General features: G+C 53.9%; 23 protein-coding genes and 2 tRNA genes. 10 read left to right on the top strand and 15 right to left on the bottom strand.

Features of this window, described 5'->3' with window-relative positions; all coding sequences use genetic code 11:
• Positions 1–184: 184 nt before the first annotated feature.
• The 4 genes from pykF to M987_RS14970 form a co-directional block, all read right to left on the bottom strand.
• Positions 185–1606: a pyruvate kinase PykF gene (gene pykF / locus M987_RS14960; RefSeq protein ID WP_014069939.1), complete on the bottom strand. Its 1422-nt coding sequence runs from the start codon at positions 1604–1606 to the stop codon at positions 185–187.
• Positions 1607–1613: 7 nt separating this feature from the next.
• Positions 1614–1808: a protein YnhH gene (gene ynhH / locus M987_RS25285; protein ID WP_420798209.1), complete on the bottom strand. Its 195-nt coding sequence runs from the start codon at positions 1806–1808 to the stop codon at positions 1614–1616.
• Between the two features lie 175 nt (positions 1809–1983).
• On the bottom strand, positions 1984–3129 hold the full coding sequence (locus M987_RS14965) for a trans-sulfuration enzyme family protein (protein WP_014069941.1): 1146 nt from the start codon (positions 3127–3129) through the stop codon (positions 1984–1986).
• A gap of 11 nt (positions 3130–3140) precedes the next feature.
• The gene (locus M987_RS14970) at positions 3141–4511 is read right to left on the bottom strand and encodes a pyridoxal-phosphate dependent enzyme (RefSeq protein ID WP_014069942.1); all 1371 of its coding nucleotides are present in this window, start codon (positions 4509–4511) and stop codon (positions 3141–3143) included.
• A gap of 400 nt (positions 4512–4911) precedes the next feature.
• Here M987_RS14970 and M987_RS14975 point away from each other — a divergent pair, with 400 nt between their 5' ends.
• The 4 genes from M987_RS14975 (at position 4912) to fumD (ending at position 7874) form a co-directional block, all read left to right on the top strand.
• Positions 4912–5934 carry a methionine ABC transporter ATP-binding protein gene (locus M987_RS14975; protein WP_014069943.1) on the top strand — a complete coding sequence of 341 codons (1023 nt, stop codon included), beginning with the start codon at positions 4912–4914 and terminating at the stop codon, positions 5932–5934.
• Entirely contained in the window at positions 5927–6595 is a 669-nt protein-coding gene (locus M987_RS14980) for a methionine ABC transporter permease (RefSeq protein WP_014069944.1), read from the top strand. Before M987_RS14975 ends, M987_RS14980 begins: the two co-directional genes overlap by 8 nt.
• Before the next feature lie 148 nt (positions 6596–6743).
• Positions 6744–7556 (top strand): MetQ/NlpA family ABC transporter substrate-binding protein, encoded by an 813-nt coding sequence (locus M987_RS14985; protein ID WP_003857677.1) that lies wholly within the window; start codon positions 6744–6746, stop codon positions 7554–7556.
• Positions 7557–7664: 108 nt separating this feature from the next.
• Positions 7665–7874, top strand: coding sequence for a fumarate hydratase FumD (fumD, locus tag M987_RS14990; RefSeq protein ID WP_014069945.1), 210 nt, complete (start codon positions 7665–7667; stop codon positions 7872–7874).
• Here the strand turns inward: fumD and M987_RS14995 are convergent.
• Genes M987_RS14995 through M987_RS15010 form a run of 4 tightly spaced genes read right to left on the bottom strand, consistent with a single transcriptional unit; the run spans position 7855 to position 10949 of the window.
• On the bottom strand, positions 7855–8541 hold the full coding sequence (locus tag M987_RS14995; RefSeq protein WP_014069946.1) for an amino acid ABC transporter permease: 687 nt from the start codon (positions 8539–8541) through the stop codon (positions 7855–7857). The genes fumD and M987_RS14995 overlap by 20 nt on opposite strands.
• Positions 8538–9314, bottom strand: coding sequence for an amino acid ABC transporter permease (locus M987_RS15000; protein ID WP_014069947.1), 777 nt, complete (start codon positions 9312–9314; stop codon positions 8538–8540). The genes M987_RS14995 and M987_RS15000 overlap by 4 nt, the downstream gene beginning before the upstream one ends.
• On the bottom strand, positions 9314–10129 hold the full coding sequence (locus tag M987_RS15005; RefSeq protein WP_014069948.1) for an amino acid ABC transporter ATP-binding protein: 816 nt from the start codon (positions 10127–10129) through the stop codon (positions 9314–9316). The genes M987_RS15000 and M987_RS15005 overlap by 1 nt, the downstream gene beginning before the upstream one ends.
• Position 10130: 1 nt before the next feature.
• Positions 10131–10949, bottom strand: coding sequence for an ABC transporter substrate-binding protein (locus tag M987_RS15010; protein WP_014069949.1), 819 nt, complete (start codon positions 10947–10949; stop codon positions 10131–10133).
• A 238-nt stretch (positions 10950–11187) separates the two neighbouring features.
• Here M987_RS15010 and M987_RS24890 point away from each other — a divergent pair, with 238 nt between their 5' ends.
• The 4 genes from M987_RS24890 to M987_RS15030 all read left to right on the top strand — a co-directional run bounded on the left by M987_RS24890 (position 11188) and on the right by M987_RS15030 (position 14037).
• Positions 11188–11355, top strand: a complete 168-nt coding sequence (locus tag M987_RS24890; protein WP_041162045.1) for a hypothetical protein — start codon at positions 11188–11190, stop codon at positions 11353–11355.
• A 180-nt stretch (positions 11356–11535) separates the two neighbouring features.
• Positions 11536–12864, top strand: a complete 1329-nt coding sequence (locus M987_RS15020) for a sensor histidine kinase (RefSeq protein ID WP_041162046.1) — start codon at positions 11536–11538, stop codon at positions 12862–12864.
• Positions 12857–13468 (top strand): response regulator transcription factor, encoded by a 612-nt coding sequence (locus M987_RS15025; protein WP_014069951.1) that lies wholly within the window; start codon positions 12857–12859, stop codon positions 13466–13468. The genes M987_RS15020 and M987_RS15025 overlap by 8 nt, the downstream gene beginning before the upstream one ends.
• 89 nt (positions 13469–13557) lie before the next feature.
• A complete protein-coding gene (locus M987_RS15030) occupies positions 13558–14037 on the top strand; it encodes a GlcG/HbpS family heme-binding protein (protein WP_014069952.1) in 480 nt (159 codons plus the stop codon).
• Positions 14038–14085: 48 nt separating this feature from the next.
• On the opposite strand, the gene M987_RS24705 is transcribed toward M987_RS15030, so the two are convergent.
• Positions 14086–14226 (bottom strand): hypothetical protein, encoded by a 141-nt coding sequence (locus M987_RS24705; protein WP_003857665.1) that lies wholly within the window; start codon positions 14224–14226, stop codon positions 14086–14088.
• A 228-nt stretch (positions 14227–14454) separates the two neighbouring features.
• On the opposite strand from M987_RS24705, the gene M987_RS15040 reads away from it, so the two are divergent.
• Positions 14455–15090: a carbonic anhydrase gene (locus M987_RS15040; RefSeq protein ID WP_014069953.1), complete on the top strand. Its 636-nt coding sequence runs from the start codon at positions 14455–14457 to the stop codon at positions 15088–15090.
• A gap of 28 nt (positions 15091–15118) precedes the next feature.
• On the opposite strand, the gene M987_RS15045 is transcribed toward M987_RS15040, so the two are convergent.
• The 4 genes from M987_RS15045 to mdtK all read right to left on the bottom strand — a co-directional run bounded on the left by M987_RS15045 (position 15119) and on the right by mdtK (position 18515).
• Positions 15119–16714 (bottom strand): FAD-NAD(P)-binding protein, encoded by a 1596-nt coding sequence (locus M987_RS15045; RefSeq protein WP_014069954.1) that lies wholly within the window; start codon positions 16712–16714, stop codon positions 15119–15121.
• 116 nt (positions 16715–16830) lie between these two features.
• Positions 16831–16907: transfer RNA gene (locus M987_RS15050), tRNA-Val, on the bottom strand.
• A gap of 4 nt (positions 16908–16911) precedes the next feature.
• Positions 16912–16988: transfer RNA gene (locus M987_RS15055), tRNA-Val, on the bottom strand.
• 153 nt (positions 16989–17141) lie between these two features.
• Complete coding sequence (gene mdtK / locus M987_RS15060) at positions 17142–18515, bottom strand: MdtK family multidrug efflux MATE transporter (RefSeq protein ID WP_041162047.1); 1374 nt, start codon at positions 18513–18515, stop codon at positions 17142–17144.
• Positions 18516–18862: 347 nt separating this feature from the next.
• On the opposite strand from mdtK, the gene M987_RS15065 reads away from it, so the two are divergent.
• Entirely contained in the window at positions 18863–19501 is a 639-nt protein-coding gene (locus M987_RS15065) for a riboflavin synthase (RefSeq protein WP_014069956.1), read from the top strand.
• Positions 19502–19532: 31 nt separating this feature from the next.
• Here M987_RS15065 and cfa read toward each other — a convergent pair whose 3' ends face one another.
• Together cfa and punC are read right to left on the bottom strand one after the other, a co-directional pair.
• Positions 19533–20681, bottom strand: coding sequence for a cyclopropane fatty acyl phospholipid synthase (gene cfa, locus M987_RS15070; protein ID WP_014069957.1), 1149 nt, complete (start codon positions 20679–20681; stop codon positions 19533–19535).
• Between the two features lie 301 nt (positions 20682–20982).
• The gene (punC, locus tag M987_RS15075) at positions 20983–22182 is read right to left on the bottom strand and encodes a purine nucleoside transporter PunC (protein WP_014069958.1); all 1200 of its coding nucleotides are present in this window, start codon (positions 22180–22182) and stop codon (positions 20983–20985) included.
• Positions 22183–22287 lie beyond the last annotated feature (105 nt).

The following is a 22287-nucleotide window of genomic DNA, read 5'->3' on the forward strand; positions in this document are numbered from 1 at the left end:
GAATTCGGCATTTTTGTCGAAAAAGCTATGTTAAAAAAGGCATTTTTCATCGGATTCATCTTAGATAAATCGCTATTAAATAGAAAAACCCGATTTGCTTTTTGAATAAATCTGGCTAATGCCAGGAATAAAAAAAGCGCCCCGAAGGGCGCTTTTATCAAAAAATTAATTCGTTCGAGAATTATTACAGCACGTGAACAGATGCAGTGTTGGTTGTACCTGCTGGTACCAGAGCACCAGAAACCATCACCACAACGTCGCCTTTCTGTGCCAGGCCGCGTTCAACGAGTTGCAGAGCGACTTCTTTACCCAGACGGTAGAAATCGTCTGTAGACGCGATCTCTTTCACCAGGTGAGGAACAACACCTTTGCTCAGAACCAGCTGACGGGCAGTGGTTTCGTTGGTGGTCAGCGCCAGAATGGTGGCATCCGGGAAGTATTTACGGATAGCACGTGCAGATTTACCGCCCTGGGTCGCAACTACGATCAGTGGTGCTTCCAGTTTCTCAGCAGTTTCTACTGCACCGCGGCACACAGCTTCAGTGATGCGCAGTTTACGGCTGTCGTTGTTGTAGTCCAGACGGCTGGTCATCACGCGGTCGGTACGTTCACAGATGGTTGCCATGATGCTTACGGCTTCCAGCGGGTATTTACCTTTAGCGGATTCGCCAGACAGCATGACTGCGTCAGTACCGTCCAGGATGGCGTTCGCCACGTCACCTGCTTCTGCGCGGGTTGGGCGTGGGTTTTTGATCATGGAGTCCAGCATCTGCGTTGCGGTGATAACCACTTTACGCGCGCGAACACACTTCTCGATCATCATCTTCTGCGCGAAGATAACTTCTTCAACCGGGATTTCAACACCCAGGTCACCACGAGCAACCATGATACCGTCAGACGCTTCGAGGATTTCGTCGAAGTTGTTCAGGCCTTCCTGGTTTTCGATTTTGGAGATGATCTGGATCTTCTCGCCGCCGTGCGCTTTCAGGTGCTCACGGATTTCAACCACGTCGGAACGTTTACGGATAAAGGACGCTGCAACGAAATCAACGCCTTGCTCGCAACCGAAGATCAGGTCTTGCTTGTCTTTTTCAGCCAGTGCTGGCAGTGCGATGGAAACGCCCGGCAGGTTAACGCCTTTGTTTTCACCCAGGTCGCCGTTGTTCAGCACTTTACAGATAACGTTGTTACCTTCGATAGCGGTAACTTCCATACCGATCAGACCATCGTCCACCAGAACGGTGTTACCGACGGACAGATCGCTGGTGAAGCCTTCATAGGTCACAGCAACGATTTCGTTGTTGCCGACAACAGACTTGTCAGTGGTGAAGGTGAAGGTCTGGCCAGCTTTCAGAGAAACGTCGTTACCGCCTTCCAGTTTGATGGTACGGATTTCAGGACCTTTGGTATCGAGCAGGATTGCTGCTTTTTTACCGGTCTTGCTCATCACGTTGCGCAAGTTCTGGATACGCTGACCATGTTCAGCATAGTCACCGTGGGAGAAGTTCAGACGCATAACGTTCATGCCGGCGTCCAGCATTTTGGTCAGCATCTCTTCAGATTCGGTTTTCGGGCCGATGGTGCAAACAATTTTCGTCTTTTTCATGACAGTCTTAGTCTTTAAGTTGGGAAGGATATGGAAATCTCGCTCCGGGGGCGCACCGCCGCGGAGTCAAACCTGTGTTGCAAAAGAGTATATGACACGCACTAAGGATAGGAGACATCAAATGAGCGTGCAGAAGAAAGTGTGCCTGAGTGTCAGCCCAACGGAGGAGAGGAAAAGTTGTACGTTGTTTTTTGTATTCCAAGCGCTGAAACCATTCACCAGGGATTAGGCGCGCATTATACGCTGATTTTCAGACAAAAGGAAAATGAAAACAGCGTTTCAAAAATAATCTGTGCAGATTCACATAAGATTGTTATCAACGCGTTAAGGCATAATGACAACTTATGGCGGCAGGCTCGTCACCTGCCGCATTTAGCTCAAATTTTTAGCGCCTGATCCAGGTCGGCAATTAAATCCTGCACATCTTCAATACCCACCGAAAGACGGATCAGCTGCGGCACAATACCGTTTGCCCGCCGTTGCTCGGGCGGAATCGAGGCATGGGTCATGCTGTAAGGCTGGCTGACCAGGCTTTCAACGCCGCCCAGGCTTTCCGCCAGGGTAAACAGTTTCAGCTTACGGATAATCGCCGTCGCCCGTTGCGCATCGCCTTTTACCACCACTGAAATCATGCCGCCGGGCAGCGCCATCTGCCTGCGCGCGAGTTGATACTGCGGATGGGACTCAAGCCAGGGGAACCAGACTTTTTCTACCTGCGGGTGCTGCTCCAGCCATTGCGCAATCGCCAGGGCGTTGGCACTGTGCTTCTCCACGCGCAATGAAAGGGTGCGTATTCCTCGCAGCGTGAGGAAACTGCTGAACGGATCGAGCACACCGCCCACCGCATTTTGCAGGTAACCCAGTTTATCGGCCAGTTCCGGGTTTTCGCCCACAACTGCCACCCCGGCAACCACATCGGAATGACCGTTCAGGTATTTGGTTGCGGAGTGCACCACGATATCAAACCCCGACTCCAGCGGGCGGTGAATAACCGGCGAAGCAAACGTGTTGTCGGCGACGCTGATGAGGCGATGGCGGCGGGCAATATCCGCAATCGCAGCCAGGTCGGCAAGCTTGAGCAGGGGATTCGTCGGCGTTTCGACCCACACCATTCGCGTGTCGGGGCGGATAGCGGCTTCCAGTGCTTCCACGTCGCCCGGCTTAACCCAACTGACCTGCAATCCGGTGCTGCGCTTGCGCACATTTTCAAACAGGCGGTACGTCCCGCCGTAGACATCATCAATGGCAACGATGTGGCTGTCTTTATCCAGCAGCTCCAGCACCGTGGCAATCGCTGCCAGCCCGGAGGCAAAGGCATAACCGCGGGTGCCGCTTTCCAGTTCGGCAATGGCGGTTTCAAGGGCGTGGCGGGTTGGATTCCCGCTGCGGGAATATTCGTAGCCCGTATGTTCACCCGGTGACGGTTGCGCAAACGTCGATGTGGCGTAAATGGGGGGCATCACCGCGCCGTGTTGGTCGTTAAATTCACCGCTGTGTACGCTGAGGGTCGCTAAATTTTTCATTGTCTCTTCCTTTATGGTTGCAGGCGGTTGCGCCAGGCGGTAAGAACGTCGCTGCGCGTAATCAGACCCAGAAAACGATCGTTGTCATTAATGACGGCTACCAGGCCGCGGTCGAAAATCGCGTTCAGCGCACTTTCCGGGGCGCGTTTATCCAGAAACTCCACCTGGCGCGTCATGGCACTGGTGACGGGAAGGGCGAAACGGTCACCGTCACCGCCGATGTGACGCAGCAGATCCCACTCATCGATGATGCCGACGACCTTGCCATCATCCAGAACCGGAAGTTGCGAGATGTCGTACAGACGCATCCGTGCCAGCACGGTGGAGAGCGTGTCATCCGGGGCGGCGGTTACCGTGGCGCCTTCATCATGACGCAGGGCGATGTAGTCAGAGAGATCGCCTGCCTGCGGGCGAGAGATAAGCCCCTGCTGACGCATCCAGTCGTCGTTGAACATTTTCGACAGATACTTATTCCCGCTGTCACAGGCGAACGTCACCACGCGTTTGGGGGTTGTCTGCGCCTGGCAATATTTCAGTGCCGCCGCCAGCAGCGTGCCGCTGGAAGAGCCTGCCAGAATGCCTTCTGTTTTCAGCAGCTCGCGGGCGGTAGTGAACGCTTCGCGGTCAGTGATACGCCAGGCGCGGTTGACGCCTTCGATATGCGCCAGCGGGGGAATAAAGTCTTCGCCAATTCCCTCGACCAGCCATGAGCCCGCATGATGGTAATGCCCGGTTTCGACCTGATCGGCCAGAACGGAACCCGCGGGATCGGCGAGCACAAACTCCGTGTGGGGAGAATGTTCAGCAAACCACGCCTGAAGGCCGCCAAGCGTACCGCCGGAGCCCACGCCAACCACAATAGCGTCGATATCGCCATCAAGTTGTTCATACAACTCCGGTGCCGTGGTTGTGCGGTGGGCCAGCGGGTTGGCGTCATTATTAAACTGATCGATATAAAACGCGCCGGGTAGCTCATTCGCCAGGCGCTGCGCGTAATCCTGATAATAGGCCGGATGGCCTTTATTAACGTCTGAACGCGTCAGCACCACCTGCGCGCCCAACGCGCGCAGGTGGAAAATTTTCTCACGGCTCATTTTGTCGGGGACGACCAGGATCAGTGAGTAGCCTTTTTGCGCGGCGATTAACGCCAGGCCAAGCCCGGTATTGCCTGCGGTGGCCTCAATAATCGTCCCGCCGGGCCGTAGCTGGCCGTTGCGCTCGGCTTCGTTAATCATCGACAACGCAACACGATCTTTGATAGAGCCGCCCGGGTTCTGGTTTTCCAGCTTCAGAAACAAGGCGCAAGAACCGGTATTGAGCTTATGCAGCTGAATAAGCGGAGTACGGCCAATCAGTTCGGTGACGGAGTGATAAATCGTCATGGTTTTTTCCTGTATGAAGGTCATGACAGGATGATAGTGCGGCGAAAATTTATCGATAAAGAACGTTTAACTGCTTTTTAGAACGGAAAGTAATATTAATGACTATTTCAGAAGCCCAGGCAGCAAGACGTAAAGTGGTCTGGAAGTGGGGATGGCTATATCGGTATAAAATGCTGTAAAAATGAGCGAATTGCCCCCCTCAGGGCCGCGATATATGCGTCTGGCAGATAATCATTACTGAAATTGAGCTATTTGCTTCCCGCCCAGTAAATTCGCCTTTTATTTCTTTTGGTTATAACAAATTCCTTTTTGGTCATTTAAAAGCGGATAATCGCTGATTACTATCGTTTGGACATCCATACTGCTAAACCGCTATATGCGTAACGGATAACGAAGAAGAATGATAGTTCTCAGGAATATTTCGAAGATTTTTGACAACGGGAAGGTGGCGCTCACTGCCGTTGATAACGTCAATTTGACGGTTGAACAGGGACAGATTTACGGAATCATTGGCTACAGCGGCGCAGGTAAAAGCACCCTGATCCGCCTGCTGAACGGCCTGGAAAAACCCAGCACTGGCAGCGTGACCATTAACGGGCAGGATATCTCTGCCGCCAAAGGTGAGGCGCTGCGCCAGGCTCGCCTGAAAATCAGCATGGTTTTCCAGCACTTCAACCTGCTGTGGTCGCGCACGGTAAACGAGAATATCGCCTTCTCAATGCAAATCGCAGGCGTGCCGAAAGCCCGCATTAAAGCGCGTGTGGCCGAACTGGTGGAGCTGGTTGGGCTGAAAGGCCGCGAAAATGCCTATCCGTCACAGCTGAGCGGTGGGCAGAAGCAGCGCGTGGGTATTGCGCGCGCACTGGCGAACAATCCTGACGTACTGCTGTGCGATGAGGCAACGTCTGCGCTCGACCCGCAGACTACCGATCAGATCCTCGATCTGCTGCTGGACATTAACCGTCGATTCAAACTGACCATCGTGTTGATCACCCACGAAATGCACGTGGTGCGCAAAATTTGTGACCGTGTGGCGGTGATGGAAAACGGCAAAGTGGTGGAAGAAGGGGACGTGCTGAGCGTCTTCACCCATCCACAACAGCCGATCACCCAACAGTTTGTGCGCCAGGTGAGCCAGTATGCGGAAGAAGAGACATTTAATACCGAGCTTGCAAGTGAACTGGAAGGGACGGTGATCCGACTGACGTTCACCGGACACAGCACGCACAAACCGGTCGTGGGTGAGCTGACGTTACGCTACGGCCTGCCGTTTAACATTCTGCACGGGAAAATGACGCAAACTGCCCACGGTGTGTTTGGCCAGTTATGGGTACATGTAGTGGCATCTGACGAACAACTGAACAATATCCTCGCCGACCTGAAGCACAGCGATATTGAAGGCGAGGTAATTAAACATGGCTGAAAATCTGTTCCCCCATCTGAAATGGGACCAGCTCTGGGCGGCAACCCAGGAAACGTTGTACATGACCGCGCTTTCGGGCGTTGCGACCTTTGTGCTGGGCATTGTACTGGGCCTGGCGTTGTTCCTGACCGCACGCGGCGGGTTGTTCCAGAACCGGACGGTCTACAGCGTCATTTCGATTGTGGTGAACGTGTTCCGCTCAATCCCGTTCATCATCCTGATTGTTTTGTTGATCCCGTTCACCAAGACCATCGTCGGCACCATTCTTGGCGCGAATGCGGCGCTGCCCGCCCTGATTGTGGGGGCAGCCCCGTTTTACGCCCGTCTGGTAGAGATTGCCCTGCGTGAAGTGGACAAAGGGGTCATTGAAGCCACGCGCTCGATGGGCGCACGGCTGAGCACGTTAGTTTTTCGGGTTTTACTGCCGGAATCATCACCTGCACTGGTATCAGGTATTACGGTGACGCTGATCGCGCTGGTGAGTTACAGCGCAATGGCGGGGGTGATTGGCGCCGGTGGTTTGGGAAATCTGGCTTATCTGGAAGGATTCCAGCGCAACCACGGTGACGTCACGCTGGTGGCAACGGTGACCATTTTGATCATCGTTTTCATTATCCAGTTCTGCGGCGACATCCTTACATCACTGTTAGATAAACGCTAATACCCGTCATATTTCGAGCCTCAGGCGCGTTGGCTGCATTCGTTCACCCCAGTCACTTACACTGGTAAGCTCCTGGGGATTCGCTCACTTGCCGCCTTCCTGTGACTCGAACTATTTAGGGTAACAACAACACACAGGAACCATCATCATGAAAAAGACACTGACACTGATTGCCGCAGCAACCCTGAGTGCCCTGAGCTTCGCCTCCTGGGCGGATACCCTGACCGTGGGCGCGTCCAACACCCCGCACGCCGAAATTCTGGAGCAGGCGAAACCGATTCTGGCAAAACAAGGTATCGATCTGGAGATTAAACCGTTCCAGGACTACATTCTGCCAAACACCGCGCTGGCAGGGCACGACATTGATGCGAACTACTTCCAGCACATTCCTTATCTGAACAGCGTGCTGAAAGATCATGCGGGCGACAAGGATTACGATTTTGTCAGCGCGGGCGCTATCCATATCGAGCCAATCGGGATTTACTCCAAAAAATACAAATCCCTGAAAGATCTGCCGGAAGGCGGCAAAATCATCATGCGTGATGCGGTGTCTGAAGAAGGCCGTATTCTCTCCATCTTCGAAAAAGAGGGCGTGATTAAGCTCAAGCCGGGCATCGATAAAGTGACGGCGCGCATCAGCGATATCGTTGAAAACCCGAAAAAACTGCAATTCACACCTAACGTAGAAGCGTCTCTGCTGCCGCAGATGTACAACAACGACGAAGGCGCTGCGGTGGTTATCAATGCGAACTACGCGATTGATGCCGGTCTGGATCCGGTTCACGATCCTATCGCGGTAGAGAGCGGTGAAAACAACCCATATGCCAACATCATTACGGTGCACCGTGGTGACGAGAAGAAGAAAGATATCGTGGCGCTGGTGAACGTGCTGCATTCTAAAGAAATTCAGGACTGGATCCGCACCAAATACAAAGGCGCTGTGATTCCGGTAAACAACTAATCATTTGATTTCACAGATGAAGCCCGGCGAGTTTCTCGCCGGGCTTCTTTTTTGTATCCAGCCGACGAATCATTTAAGCTGAGTCTTTAGAGCAATGGAGTGAGAGCAATGGGCAATGTGACCAAAGATGACGCGCTGTACCAGGAGATGTGCCGGGTGGTAGGGAAGGTCGTGCTTGAAATGCGTGATTTAGGACAAGAGCCAAAACATATTGTCATTGCCGGCGTGCTGCGTACCGCGCTGGCGAACCAGCGCGTCAAGCGTAGCGAGTTGACCACTCAGGCCATGGAAACCGTGGTTAAAGCGCTGGCCGGGTAATGCGCCAGCGTTTCGCGAGCTGCTCAAGAGAGCAGCACAGCAGGTAATAAACCACACCGGTAAAGATAAAAATGGCGGCCGGGTAAATCTGCACCCGGTTGTTCACTTGCCCCGTCACCGTGGTCAGTTCAGGCACGTTTACAATAAAAGCCAGAGACGTGTCTTTCAGCAGGCTGATAAAAATACCCAGCAGTGACGGCAGAATATTGCGTAAAACCTGCGGCAATAAAATCCGCCACAGCGTCTGTCCCGTGCTAAATCCCTGGGTCAGTGCCGCTTCATACTGCCCGGCGGGCAACGCGCTCAGCCCCGACAACACCGAATGCATCACCGCTGCCGCACTAAACCATGCCAGCGCCAGCGTGACGGTCATCGCGCCGGGTAAATCCCCTCCGGTGATCAGTGGCAAGAGATACCACATCCAGAAAATAACAAAGATAAGCGGGATACCACGGATAAGCTCTGCCCACAAAAAGAGCGTGTTGCGTACCACCCCCGGAAAACGCCAGGCGAGACACGCCAGCCCGATACCGCCCGGTAGCGCCAGCGCGGCGGCACCCAGCGCCATCAGCAGCGTCAGAAGCACGCCGCCGGGTTCACCGGACGCCAGACGGCCCCAGAGTAAATAATCCAGGTTATCAGTAATAACATTCAGCCCGGCAATCATACGTTCTCACTCCCTGTGTTGGCGATAGCGGCCCGTGGGCGGCGGGTGCGTTTTTTTATCGACGGACCTGTTCGCGCGAGGATCAACCCAATGGCGACCCCGGTCACCAGATAGAGCACGGTTCCCACGCTAAACGCCTCCAGCGCATGAGCGTTATAGCTTTCGATTTGTCGCACCTGGTAGGTGAGTTCGGCAAACCCAATCCCGCTGGCAAGCGATGACAGCTTCATCAGATTGAGATACTGCCCAACGATGGGCTGCCAGGCGTTCGCAAGCCCCTGTGGCAGAAGGATGTAACGAAAAAGCCGCCATGCAGAAAACCCCTGAGCCAGCGCGGCTTCCCGCTGCCCACCAGGGACGGAGCGCAATCCGGACTCCACCTCCTCAATCAAAAAGGCCGAGGTGAAAACGCCGAGTCCCCAGGCGGAGCAGAGGAATTCCGGCGCGAACCACCAGACGTTACCGGGTAAAACCGACCAGCTGTGATCGGCATTCACCAGTTCGCGAAACGCCTGCGGCAGCCCGTTCCAGGCAGCGAAATACCAGAACAGCAATTGCACCAGTAACGGAGTATTGCGAAACAGCGAAACCCAGCCGCTGACGATGGCATGTCCGACTCGTCCACCTGAAAGACGTAGCAGCAGAAAGAGAAGTGCCAGAAGGCTTGCCAGAATCACACCGGCGAGCGTGACCCATAGCGTGGTCAGAAAACCGGAGAGGATCCATTGCAGGGGTTGCCCGGTCAGCACCCCGTGCCAGTCGAGCGCAGGCATTACAGATGCTCCTGATGCAGCGGGTTAAGCACTTTTTGCAGGAAACGCTGCGCGCGCGGATGAACAGGCTGGGTAAAGAACTGCTCAGGTGGCGCGGTTTCCAGAATTTGCCCGCCGTCGATAAAGACAATCCGGTCGGCAATTTCACGGGCGAACTGCATTTCATGCGTTACCACAATCATGGTGATCCCGCTGTGGGCCAGCGTTTTCATCACAAATAGCACCTCGCCAATCATCTCTGGATCCAGCGCGGAAGTGGGCTCATCAAACAGGATGATTTGCGGTGAAGAGGCCAGCGCGCGTGCGATCGCCACCCGCTGTTGCTGGCCGCCGGAAAGCTCCGCAGGAAAGTGGTGCGCTTTTTCCAGCATCCCAACGTTGTTGAGCAACTCAAGGGCGCGTTCCTCAGCGGGCTGCGGTTTCCAGCCATGAACATGCTCCAGCGCCAGGGTGATGTTCTGGCTGGCTGTAAGATGGGCGTAAAGATTGAATTGCTGGAAAACGAACCCTACGCGGCTGCGCAGCTTGCGAAGCGCGGCCCCGGTGAGTTGTCCGGTGGGTTTGTTATCGATAAGGATCTCACCGCCGTTCAGGGTTTCAAGCTGGTTGATAAGGCGGATAAGGGTGGATTTACCGGAACCGGAAGGGCCAAGAATGGCAACCACTTCGCCAGGGGTAATGCTGAGATTAATGCCTTTTAGCACGTGATGGTCGCCGTAGCTTTTTACCACGTCACGAAACTCAACGCTTGCCTGTTCCTGATGTGAAAAATCCGCGGCACTGGCCGCGGAGCGTGAAAATAAACCTGAGAGCATATTACTGAGCTTCTATTTTAAAGGCACGAGGCTGCGGTGACTGGGTTTGCGGGCCAAACCAGACGTCATAAATACTGGCGGCCTGGCCATTTTTCTCCAGAGCGACCAGCTCATCGTTGACCACTTTCAGCAGCGCTGTTTCGCCTTTTTTCACCCCGACGCCAATCTCTTCTTTGCTTATCAGGTCCGGCAGGATTTTAAAGTTCGCTTTATCCGGTGCCTGTGCCAGCAGCCCGGCCAGAATAGTGCTGTCCTGAGTGATGGCCTGCACGTTGCCATTACGCAGCGCCGTCAGCGCCAGCGGGATATCGTCATAAGAGAGTACGCGAGACTGTGGGAAACGCTGGTGTAATGTCTGCTCGCCCGTGGTGCCTTTCACCGCCCCGATGCGCGCCCGGCTGTATTCGTCCAGCTTATCGGCGGATTTTGCCGGTACCAGGAACTGCTGCCCGGTCACGAAATAGGGGGTGGAGAAATCAACAACCTGCGCGCGCTCTGGCGTGATGGTGATATCTGCCACGATCAAATCTGCCTTGCCAGACTGAAGCAGCGGGATACGGTTCGCCGGGTTAGTAGCAACCAGCTCCAGTTTCACGCCGAGCTTTTTTGCCAGGGCTTTGGCGAAATCAACGTCGTAGCCCACAATTTCATGGGTTTTAGCATCAATAGAGCCAAACGGCGGGTTGGCATCGAAGGTCGCTACTTTTACCACGCCTGCGGCCTTGATATCGGCCAGTTGATCGGCCAGAGCCTGTGTAGAAAGAATGCCGCCTGCCGTCAGTAAACCCAGTGCCAGTGCCAATTTTGTGTAAGCTGCCATAGTGTTATCTCATCGTTTTGTTTTGTCCTTCCACGCTCCCATAAGTGAACCCTATCGCCAAATAAGAAATCGTGCTTTGTAATTAACGAAAAAGCATTAGTGAACAAGGTGTTATCTTCAGGTAAATGAAAGGGCTCTATTTGCACTTCCTGCACATCAACAGTCGATATTGGTATTTCACTTGCACGAGAAAGGGGTGTTTAACTTAGGGCAGGTTCAGCAACGAGGGGTAAAGACGATGAAAAAGTGGATAAGCACGTTACGGCGGTTTTTTGCGGGCTCACCAGCAAGCGCGGAGAACAGCGCGCAACGTGTTCTTGAGTCGATACTGCCTGTTGCCAGCCTGTATGGCGTGGATATCGCGAACATAGATCCGGAGTGGTTCCATGATCAAACGTCACGCTGAATTGCGCCTAAAGCGCGAAATGTACTGGAATGAGCTGTGCGAAGAGTGCTGAGGAAAACAGGGGGGTAAAAACACCCCGAAGATCGGATAACGGCACTGTTTTTTTGTTCTCATAAGGGTTAGCTGATAATGTCGACTGCCTGAATGACGACTGCCTGAATGACGACACCCGTTAACACGATGAGTAATACTATCCTGATTAAACGCAGCATCGCGGTCTGGGCCATAGTCTGCCTGATTAGCAGTGCGTTGCTGTACGCCGAACAAATCCGCCGTCAGTTCTGGGCGCAGGATCGCGAGTTTTCGGCGCTCTATTCCACTATCGGTGCCGTACTGACGCAAAACGAATCGGTGCTGCCGCTCCTCAGTGGCGATGAAGATATCGCCGCGCTGCGTAAAAAATTCCCGCATATTCTGGCACTGGAAAAGACAACGGATCGGGCGCTGGATGCGGCCAGAGTTGAACCTTTGCACGATCAGCAGTACTGGTTGTACAACCCCTGGCGTCAGATCCGGGTGCTTATCGACCTGGCACCGCTGCTGGCGACCAGCCACACGTTCTCCCGTCTTCATATGCACTTTCCGACGAACCCTGATGAGACAGCGTCTGGAGCTTTCTGGCACTGGCAGCGTACTTTCCCACAGCACACTCAACCCTTTACGCTAAATGCAGACGCGGAACCCGACTGGCTCGGGGTTTCGTGGTTTAGCTTTCCACTGGTCTTTTTCGGCTGGGCGGTGGTGATTGCGGTGGCGAGCGTGGCGTTCTGGCAGCGCAAGGCGCGAAAAGAGGCGGAACAACGTGCGCACTACTACCAGCACGCCAGGCTGAACACGCTGGGGGAGATCACCGCGGGCATTGTGCATGAAATCAACCAGCCGCTCACCGCGGTACAGACCTGGATCCAGGGAGCGCAGCGCCAGCAGATGCAGGATAACCCGCAGGCGGTGTCTCAGGCGCTGGCGGCAGCGCTGGTACAGACCCAGCGGATCGGTGCGCTGTTAACGCGTTTTCGTGAACACGTGGTGCAGGAAAAAGTGACCCTGCGCGACACCGACCTGGCGCAGTGCTGGCAGCAGGTGGTGAATTTACTCGAACATGAGCGCAAGGCTGAACATATTACGGTCAGCCATCACTTTGCGCCGGATGCATCGACAGTGCAGGCAGACCGGCTGTGGCTTGAGCAGGTGCTGCATAATATCCTCAGCAATGCTATCCAGGCGCAGCAGGACATTCCTCAGGGTTGGGTGCGAATAGAAAGCCAGAAGAAAGGCGATGCCGTACAGATAACCGTCACCGACGGTGGCCCGGGCTTTAGCACTGAGGCATTGCAGAATGCATTTATGCCTTTTTACAGCGGGCGAAAAGAGGGGATTGGGCTCGGCATGACCTTAACGGAGTCACTGATGACGCGTATGAACGGATCCATTACGCTTAACAACGCACCGGGTGGCGGCGCGCAGATCCTGCTTCAACTGGCGAATGACAAGGAGACATCACATGGTTAACGCTATTTATCTGATTGATGATGATGCGTCAGTCAGGGAATCGCTGGCATTTTTACTCTCCGGGATGCAGTGGCAGGTGAAAACCTATGACAGTGTTGACGGCTTTACGGTTGCGCACCAGGGGGACGCAGCGCTGGTGGGCTGCCTGCTGTTGGATATGCGGATGCCCGGTAAAGGCGGGCTTGCGTGGCTGGAAGAAGGTGAATGGCCGTGGCCGCTGTTGCCCGTCATCATCATGACCGGGCATGGTACCGTCGATGCCTGCCGTCGGGCGTTTCGCAATGGCGTATTTGAGTTTTTCACCAAGCCGCTGGATGCGGACAAGCTGATTGAGACGGTTGGCCTGGCCTTTGAAGAGAGCCAGCGACTGCTCGGGGCCTGGCAGGAAACATCACGCATCAAAGCCCGCTTTGAACTCCTTACCGCGCGTGAACATGAGGTACTCAGCGTGTTAATGGAAGGGCGCAGCAATAAAGAGGCCGCCGCGTTACTCAACCTGTCACCCAAAACCGTTGAAGCGCACCGCGCCGCGGCATTGACCAAGCTCGGTGTGACGAGCCTTGTTCAGGCCATCCGCGATTACGATAAATTGCAATCCGTATAACTACCAGGAGGAGTGCGTATTCAACCGAATTACGTTTCCCCGCGCGTCCCGATAATCTCGTGGTGTCTCCCAATAATCGAGGATGTGCGATGAAAAAGTTAATGATGGTTGCGGCGTTTATCGCGGGTGGTGTGAGCCTGACAGCACAGGCCGATGTGCTGGCGCAAAAAAATATCTCTCTGACCCAGGCGAACGCCCTGGCCACCTCTGCCATTCAGGCCTGCATGGCGAAAAATTACCAGGTGACGGTGACAGTGGTTGATCGCGCGGGCGTCATTAAGGCCGTGCAGCGCACCGACAACGCAGGCCCGCACACGGTGAAAGCCAGCGAAATGAAAGCCTATACGTCGCTCAGCACAAAAAATGCCTCTGGCAAAGTGATGGAAGCGGCGCAGAGTAATGCCGGGGCGCAAAACATGCGTGATGTTCCTGGCTTCCTGCTGCTGGCGGGCGGTTTACCGGTGAAAGTGGGTGATGAAGTGATCGGGGCGATTGGTATCGGCGGTGCGCCGGGTGGTCATCTTGATGAAGCGTGCGCGCAGCAGGCAATTGATAGCCTGAAGCTGTAACGAGTCACCCGCACCGGGTGTTGCATCCAGTGCGGGTCAATTACGTGATCAGATTTTGCAGGCGTCGCCGCAGTCATCGTCAGCTACAATAGCCTGAGCCTTTTTATCTGCGTCATCCAGACGCTCAGCATTGCGCTCTTCGGCTTCATCCAGTCCGTTAAACACCAGATTGTCGAGATCAATTTCCATCATTTACCTGCTTTGTTCAGTTTTTGCGGTCAGCACAGTATAGGGCAAAAACAGGGATTGATGCATCCCACGGGCGGCAGAACAGCCCAAAGTGCAAAATGCGGGTGGGTAACGAGCTATGTGGTCGGGTCAGCAATATAATTCTTGTATGATGTTAAGCGGGGTAGTTAAACTTTACGAACGTGATCACTGTCACGTCTAAACTAAAACAGATAAAGAGACATTGCTATGCAACATATCATTGAAGGTTTCCTCAGCTTTCAAAAAGAAGTTTTTCCGCAACGTAAAGAACTCTTCCGCAGTTTAGCGTCCAGCCAGAATCCCAAAGCGCTGTTCATCTCCTGCTCCGATAGTCGCCTGGTACCAGAGCTGGTAACGCAGCAAGAGCCGGGACAGCTCTTTGTCATTCGAAATGCTGGCAATATCGTTCCACCGTTCGGGCCTGAACCAGGCGGCGTGTCGGCGACGATCGAATACGCAGTAGTGGCGCTGGGGGTGACCGATATTGTTATCTGCGGCCACTCCAACTGCGGCGCGATGAAGGCGATTGCCGACAACGCCAACCTGGAGCCTATGCCGGCGGTATCCCACTGGTTGCGCTATTCCGATGCGGCAAAAGCGGTTGTGGAAAACAAAACCTGGACCAACGGTACGGATAAAGTGAATGCGATGGTGCAGGAGAACGTTTTCGCGCAACTGAGCAACATCAAAACGCATCCGTCTGTGGCAGTCGGCCTGCGCAATAACTCTATTCGCCTGCATGGCTGGGTTTACGATATCGAAAGCGGTGATATTCGCGCTCTGGATAAAGAGACCAAAACCTTTGTGTCGCTGTCTGAAAATCCGGAAGTGTTCTTCGAATAATCCGGTTACTCAGGGCAAGGATGCCCCGTTAATTCTCCACAAAAAACAGTTTTCTGCGTGGCCGGGATGCAGGTTTCTCTGCTGCTTTTGCCATCGCTTTTCCTCTCTCCGCGCATTCCGCCAGCCCCTGCACAAAAGGCTGATCGTGCATGAGCCAGGGGATTGCCCCAAAGGCTACCCGTCCGCACAGCGATTCGGGCGCCTGCAACGTATAATCCTCTCCCACATCCGGTATTTCATCACCTGTTGCCAGAAGCTGTTTACGCAGCGTCGGGAAGGGCAGGTCTTTGGTTTTAAGCGGTTTTTGTCCGCGCGCATCGATAAATACATCGAATTGCCAGGTGGCGTCCTGGGTCGTGATAACAGTACGATCATTGCCGATATCCAGTTCGTACTCATTCCCCAGCGTAAGAATGCTGAGGATCCCCGCTTCGCGCAGTGCCAGTAGCCGGCGAATGGACTGCGGCGGAATGGCGGCATAGTTATCAATAAACACCCGCGCCAGCCCCATTTTAAAACGCTCGCTGTCTTTCTCGTTAAGGTGAGGAACGATTTCCCCCACCACATCGTGTAGCCGCAGCACGGTATAGCGCCATGCGACGGTGCGTTTTTCATGTTTGTTCCGCACCACCTCATGGAGGTTGTTTTCCGCCCATAAGAAAGGGTCGTGCTTTTTGCGATCTGCAAACCAGGCATCAAGGAGGGTGTCAGCATTAAGCCTGTGAAGATTTATTGCGTCGCACCACTGTGGGTCGGCATTGTGGAGCTCTTTCACCATAAGTGTAAATATCCGGTCGAGAAGCCCGTCAGCCCCTTTTTTGATTTCAGCCTCTGCGACTGCTTGGGTCAATATGGCGAGCGGTTCATACGGGATGGGGCAATAAAAATCGGCCTCCGGCAGGATCCCGGTGCGCGACATTAATGTTATTTTCAGCCCCTGACTTTTTTCCGCCAGCCGGAACTGGTTGTCGACAAACGTCCCGTGCTGCATCACTACCGCCATGGCGGCATCCAGGCCACTCAGCGAGGTGCCCATAATGCCGACGTGGCAGGGGCGGACTTCCGCGTCCATCAGCCCGGACCACGGGCTTGGAAAGTAGGCGCGCGTCGCCTCATCATCGTCAGGCCAGACGTGGCCAGTGGCAACGATGGCAAGATCCACACTTTCGGCGAAGGGTTTATCGTTGACCGACAGTGCGACCCCGTCTGCGTGGGAGTCGATGTCGGTCACGCAGGAGGATTCGTATACCTGCACCGCAAACCCCCGCTTTTTAGCCTCTGAGACAATGGCCAAAAACCGATCGCGAAAAAATTCGCCCAGTAAAATACGCGGTAAAAACTGGCGGTCATGCAGTGAATTTTTATCAACGCCATAGCGGGTGAGATGGGTCTGACTCTGTGTCTTAAGCCAGTCGAGATAGGTGATGAAGAGTGGGGGGATTTCAATACTCGCAATGTTCGCCAGCATCAGGCGCGAATTATCCTCAGCGCTGTATGGCATCCCAACTCCGGCTTCCTTTTCCTGCTCAAAGACCGAGATCGAGAGGGGCGTTTTGTTATTCAGCAGCGAAAAAAAGGTGTAAATCCCGGTGGGGCCCGAGCCGATAATGGCGATTTTCTTCATCGACGGTGTTCCTGCGTTTTCCATGAGAAAAGCGTAGCAGGTGAAAAATTAAAAAATCAGAAGATTAGGATGATTCAGAATACTAAGAGAGGATTTGCACCATTTCAGGACTGAAATGGTGCGTCCGAGTGGACTCGAACCACCGACCCCCACCATGTCAAGGTGGTGCTCTAACCAACTGAGCTACGGACGCAGAATGGTGCGTTCAATTGGACTCGAACCAACGACCCCCACCATGTCAAGGTGGTGCTCTAACCAACTGAGCTATGAACGCAACGTGTTGTCGGCGACAACGGGGACGAATATTAGCGGCACTGCCCGGATGAGGCAAGAGGGAAAATGCAATTTTCTCTCAGATTTCACGCGATTGCTTTATTCCCGCGCAAAATGAAGAGAAAGTAGCCGCCCGCCAGCGGCTACTGTGTATTTAACGTGCGGCGCGCTGCAAAATCACGGCCGAAGGCTGACGTTGCAGGAAGCGCATACGCAGCATCATCAGGATAGCGGCTGACGTTAAGCCAATAATAAAGCCCATCCAGAACCCGGCAGGCCCCATACGGTAAACCACCAGGTCGGTCAGCGCCAGGATATAGCCGGCAGGCAGCCCCAGCACCCAATACGCCGTAAAGGTGATAAAGAAGATAGAGCGCGTATCTTTATATCCGCGTAGGATCCCGCTGCCGATAACCTGAATCGAGTCTGAAATCTGGTACACCGCCGCCAGCAGCATCAGGTGCGACGCCAGGAGAACCACTTCCGGGTTGTCGTTATAGAGAAGGGCAATCTGCTCACGCAGGGCGACGGTAAACAGCGCGGTACATATCGCCATACAGACACCCACGCCTAACCCGGTACGTGCTGCCGTTTGTGCATCAATGGTTGAACCTTGCCCCAGACGGAAGCCGACACGGATAGTCACCGCCGCAGCCAGTGACAACGGCATCACGAACATCAGCGAACTAAAGTTCAGCGCTATCTGGTGCCCGGCCACGTTTATAATGCCCAACGGAGAGACCAGCAGTGCAACCACTGCGAACAGCGTCACTTCAAAGAACAGCGCCAGCGCAATAGGCAGCCCGAGTTGCACAAGACGGGTCACGACAGCCATATCCGGCTTGCTGAAAGACTCATCGTTACGGATATCGCGCATGGAGCGTGCGCGTTTGACATAGGTCATCATGCTAAAGAACATGACCCAGTAAACCGCTGCCGTCGCCACACCACAACCGACGCCACCCAGTTCAGGCATCCCCAAGTGCCCATAGATAAAGATGTAGTTCACCGGAATATTCACCAGCAGACCGATGAACCCCATCACCATGCCAGGCTTGGTTTTTGCCAGCCCTTCGCACTGGTTACGCGCCACCTGGAAGAACAGATATCCCGGCGCGCCCCACAGTAACGCGCGCAAATAACCCACGGCCTTATCCGCGAGGGCAGGGTCGATGTTATGCATGGAGCGGATGATGTGGCCTGCGTTCCACAGCACGACCATAATCAGCACGGAGACCGCGCCTGCCAGCCAGAATCCCTGGCGCACCTGGTGCGCGATCCGCTCGCGACGCCCGGAGCCGTTCAGTTGTGCGATAACCGGAGTCAGGGCCAGCAACAGGCCATGGCCAAAGAGAATGGCCGGTAGCCAGATTGAGGTTCCGATTGCAACAGCGGCCATATCGGTGGCGCTATAACCACCTGCCATCACCGTATCCACAAATCCCATTGCGGTTTGGGCAACCTGCGCGATGATCACTGGTATAGCCAGTGCCAACAACTGACGCGCTTCATTCATGTACTTCTGCACGTGAACACCTTTATTTTGTAGTTATATACCCGTCATACTTCAAGTTGCATGTGCGTTGGCTGCGCTCGCTCACCCCAGTCACATAGTTATCTATGCTACTGGGGATTCTCTCGCTTGCCGCCTTCCTGCAACTCGAATTATTTAGGGTATGAGAGACTAAAAAAGCCGCCGTTACTGGCAGCAAGAAGAAAATGCAGGGGGATGGCAGCTATTGTAGCGGGCTTTAACTAATTATCTAGTGAAAAAATCGCCAGAAAATGCGCTCCGCTGGCAACCTGTTTTTCCAACTGTTATTGTGGTGGGATTAAACGGTGTCAGCACCGTCCGAAGAAACAGGAGTTGTAAGCATGTTTACTGGTATTGTTCAGGGCACGGCGAAACTGGTGTCCATTGATGAAAAACCCAATTTCCGCACCCATGTTGTCGAGCTGCCGGAATATATGCTCGATGGTCTGGAAACCGGGGCGTCGGTTGCGCATAACGGCTGCTGCCTGACGGTCACTGAAATTAACGGCAATCACATCAGCTTTGATTTAATGAAAGAAACGCTGCGCATCACCAATCTGGGTGAGCTGGTGGTTGGCGATACCGTAAACGTAGAGCGTGCGGCGAAGTTCAACGATGAGATCGGCGGGCATCTGATGTCTGGTCATATCATGACGACGGCTGAAGTTGCGAAAATCCTGACCTCTGAAAATAACCGCCAAATCTGGTTTAAAGTGCAGGATACGACATTAATGAAATACATCCTGTATAAAGGATTTATTGGCATTGATGGTATTAGCCTGACGGTTGGCGAAGTGACGCCAACGCGTTTTTGCGTACATTTAATTCCTGAAACATTACAGCGCACTACTCTGGGTGCTAAAAAACTGGGGCATCGCGTAAATATTGAAATAGATCCGCAAACGCAGGCGGTTGTGGATACCGTTGAGCGCGTGCTGGCGGCAAAAGAAGCCGCAATAATAAAATCTGAAGAAGAATAAAAAATAACCCCGGCTATCCGGGGTTATTTTTTTAGCGGGCGACCCGCAAACCGTGTTCAACACCACGGCTGAAGACCACCTGCCATAGCTGTATATCACGCGCCCTGAATGCACCTGCACAGGCGTTCAGGTAATACGTGAACATCCGTTTGAATCGTTCGGAATAGTTGTCAGCAATCTCCGGCCAGGCACTAAGAAAACGCGACTGCCATGCCATCAACGTGGTGTCGTAATCTGCGCCGAAGTTATGCCAGTCTTCCACAATAAAGTGGGGTTCGCTGGCGTTCGCAATCTGGCGAACCGACGGTAAACAGCCATTCGGAAAGATGTATTTATTGATCCAGGGATCAACGCTATGGTCAGTCTTTTTCGAACCAATAGTGTGTAGCAGGAAGATGCCATCCGGTTTCAGGTTACGATCTGCCACCGAAAAATAGGTGTTGTAGTTTTTCGGCCCAACGTGCTCGAACATCCCGACAGAGACAATGCGGTCGAACTGATCGTTCAGCTCGCGGTAATCCTGGAGCAGAATATTGACGTCGAGGTCGTGACACCGTTCCTGCGCCATTTTCTGCTGTTCCGCAGAGATGGTCACACCCACCACGCTGACGCCGTAGTTTTTCGCCATATAGTACGCAAGGCCACCCCAGCCGCAGCCGATATCCAGCACGCGCATCCCCGGCTGTAACTGCAATTTCTCGCAGATCAGACGCAGTTTTGCCTGCTGTGCATCCTCAAGCGTGGAGGCCTCTTTCCAGTAGGCGCATGAGTATTGCATGTAGGGGTCCAGCATCCGGCTAAAGAGGTCATTACCCAGGTCGTAATGCTCTTTACCCACGATCCATGCCCGTTTTTTGCTTTGCAGGTTAAACAACCGGGCAGACGCGATACGCAGGGTATCTTTTAGATTGCGGGGAAGTTGGTTCTCCAGTCCGGCGCGTAAAACGCTTGAGAAAAAGATATCCAGCCGCTCGCAGTCCCACCAGCCATCCATATAGCTTTCACCCAGCCCTAACGATCCCTCCTGCAACACGCGCTTGAAAAAATCGGGATGTTTGATCTGAGGATCGGATGGGGAAGGCCCGTTGATAGTGATGCCTGCACGACCCAATAGTTCACTGACGATCCGGGACCAGTTGTCGTCCGGAACGCTGACTTCTTCTATACACGATGAACTCATAGCTTCTCCATCACCTTGCTGTGATCAGAACCTTCAAACAGCGTAGACGCTTTTTTTGGTTTGTGAGAAATCTCACGGTATTACGCTCCGTGAGGCTAGTATCCGACGTAGAACAGAGGAAGGGAGATAGCCCTTGCCGAAAGGCCTTCCATGGTAAAACGGGAGCACTCCGGCTCCCGTTAACACTTAATATTTATCGTATTTAATCGAACCAAATTTAGTATAGGCCTCAAAATTTGGTGATTCAATAGAAAATTCTTAGCAACCTAATCACTGGAATGTAACATAGTTGCTGGCGCGATTAAGCGTGCGATGTTTCAGCCTGGCCTGCCGTATGTTCCTCACGATGTGCCGCTGACTGCATGTGATAGCCGATGCCTGCAAGGGCAACGGTTACCAGCATCACACTGGTGGTAGTGAGCAGTGGCGTTGCAATCAGTGCGGACACCACCAGGCTTGCCAGGAAGCACAGCCCCAGTTGCAGTGTGTTCTGCAAGGCTGCCGCGCGGCCCGTTGCCTGGGGGAACGGGCGTAAAGCCTGCGCCACGACAATCGGATAAATGGCACCGTTAGCAATCGCCATCACACAGAACGGGATCAGGATTTCTACCAGACCTGCGCCCGGAATAAAGCCAACGGCCCAGGTACCAATAACGCTTAACGCGTACAGCGCCAGCAGCCAGGGTAACATCTGCTGACCCTGCCATTTTTGCAGCGCCGCGCGACAACCATAACCGCCCACCAGGAAGGCGATGGTCTGTGGAACATAGCTCAGTCCGATGGCGGCCGGGCTGTAACCCATGTCATGCAGAATAAAGGGTGAGCCGGTCAGCCATGCGAAGAAGCTGGCGGAGCAGGCGGCGTAGATAAGCACGTTGCCGCGGTACGCTTTGGTGCGCAGCAAAGAGGTAAAAGTAATCGGCTTCGCTTCCGGGTGTGTCTCTTTTTTATGCGCAGGCTTCAGGGCGAATGCGGGCAGCATCAGCACCAGAGTGATGGCAAACAGGGTGGCAAAAATCGCCTGCCAGTCGAAGTGCGCCAGGATCCAGCTGCCCAGCAGTGGAGCCAGCGCAGGGGAAAGGCCAACCAGCGGCATAATGGTGGCAAAAATTCGGTTGGTCCGCGAGGCCGGATAGTAATCCGTCACCAGCGTCTGCCAGGTGACCGCTGCGGCACAAACCCCGACGGCCTGAACAAAACGCAGCACCAGCAGCCAGGTCGCATCGCGTACCCACAACATCCCAAGACAGCCCACGGCAAAAATTGCCAGGCCAAGCAACAGTACCGGTTTACGACCAAAACGGTCAGAGAGCGGTCCCCACAGCAGCTGCGCAAAGGCAAAACCGGCGAGGAACAAACTCAGGCTGGCACTGATGGCGGCGGCAGGCGTTTGCAAATCTTCCTGCATTGCAGCGAATGCGGGTAAGTACATATCGGTCGCTAAAAAGCCCAGCACGCTTAAGCCGCCGAGCCAGACTAAAAAACCTTTCCTGGGTTGCATTGTTTTATTCTCCTTAAGGAGGCAGGTGTACGTTGGCGCAGAGTGTAGGGAGTGCAAAGCGGCTTGTGAAACGCTAATATTTGGCTGGTGCATTCAAATTTTTTG

The organism is Enterobacter soli ATCC BAA-2102 (assembly GCF_001654845.1).
GTDB classification, from domain to species: Bacteria; Pseudomonadota; Gammaproteobacteria; order Enterobacterales; family Enterobacteriaceae; genus Enterobacter; species Enterobacter soli.

Bases quoted from the DNA above. Each gene is read 5' to 3' on its own strand.
- pykF (WP_014069939.1), bottom strand. From the start codon at position 1,606: ATGAAAAAGACGAAAATTGTTTGCACCATCGGCCCGAAAACCGAATCT.
- M987_RS14965 (WP_014069941.1), bottom strand. From the start codon at position 3,129: ATGAAAAATTTAGCGACCCTCAGCGTACACAGCGGTGAATTTAACGAC.
- M987_RS14970 (WP_014069942.1), bottom strand. From the start codon at position 4,511: ATGACGATTTATCACTCCGTCACCGAACTGATTGGCCGTACTCCGCTT.
- M987_RS14975 (WP_014069943.1), top strand. From the start codon at position 4,912: ATGATAGTTCTCAGGAATATTTCGAAGATTTTTGACAACGGGAAGGTG.
- M987_RS14980 (WP_014069944.1), top strand. From the start codon at position 5,927: ATGGCTGAAAATCTGTTCCCCCATCTGAAATGGGACCAGCTCTGGGCG.
- M987_RS14985 (WP_003857677.1), top strand. From the start codon at position 6,744: ATGAAAAAGACACTGACACTGATTGCCGCAGCAACCCTGAGTGCCCTG.
- fumD (WP_014069945.1), top strand. From the start codon at position 7,665: ATGGGCAATGTGACCAAAGATGACGCGCTGTACCAGGAGATGTGCCGG.
- M987_RS14995 (WP_014069946.1), bottom strand. From the start codon at position 8,541: ATGATTGCCGGGCTGAATGTTATTACTGATAACCTGGATTATTTACTC.
- M987_RS15000 (WP_014069947.1), bottom strand. From the start codon at position 9,314: ATGCCTGCGCTCGACTGGCACGGGGTGCTGACCGGGCAACCCCTGCAA.
- M987_RS15005 (WP_014069948.1), bottom strand. From the start codon at position 10,129: ATGCTCTCAGGTTTATTTTCACGCTCCGCGGCCAGTGCCGCGGATTTT.
- M987_RS15010 (WP_014069949.1), bottom strand. From the start codon at position 10,949: ATGGCAGCTTACACAAAATTGGCACTGGCACTGGGTTTACTGACGGCA.
- M987_RS24890 (WP_041162045.1), top strand. From the start codon at position 11,188: ATGAAAAAGTGGATAAGCACGTTACGGCGGTTTTTTGCGGGCTCACCA.
- M987_RS15020 (WP_041162046.1), top strand. From the start codon at position 11,536: ATGAGTAATACTATCCTGATTAAACGCAGCATCGCGGTCTGGGCCATA.
- M987_RS15025 (WP_014069951.1), top strand. From the start codon at position 12,857: ATGGTTAACGCTATTTATCTGATTGATGATGATGCGTCAGTCAGGGAA.
- M987_RS15030 (WP_014069952.1), top strand. From the start codon at position 13,558: ATGAAAAAGTTAATGATGGTTGCGGCGTTTATCGCGGGTGGTGTGAGC.
- M987_RS24705 (WP_003857665.1), bottom strand. From the start codon at position 14,226: ATGGAAATTGATCTCGACAATCTGGTGTTTAACGGACTGGATGAAGCC.
- M987_RS15040 (WP_014069953.1), top strand. From the start codon at position 14,455: ATGCAACATATCATTGAAGGTTTCCTCAGCTTTCAAAAAGAAGTTTTT.
- M987_RS15045 (WP_014069954.1), bottom strand. From the start codon at position 16,714: ATGAAGAAAATCGCCATTATCGGCTCGGGCCCCACCGGGATTTACACC.
- M987_RS15065 (WP_014069956.1), top strand. From the start codon at position 18,863: ATGTTTACTGGTATTGTTCAGGGCACGGCGAAACTGGTGTCCATTGAT.
- cfa (WP_014069957.1), bottom strand. From the start codon at position 20,681: ATGAGTTCATCGTGTATAGAAGAAGTCAGCGTTCCGGACGACAACTGG.
- punC (WP_014069958.1), bottom strand. From the start codon at position 22,182: ATGCAACCCAGGAAAGGTTTTTTAGTCTGGCTCGGCGGCTTAAGCGTG.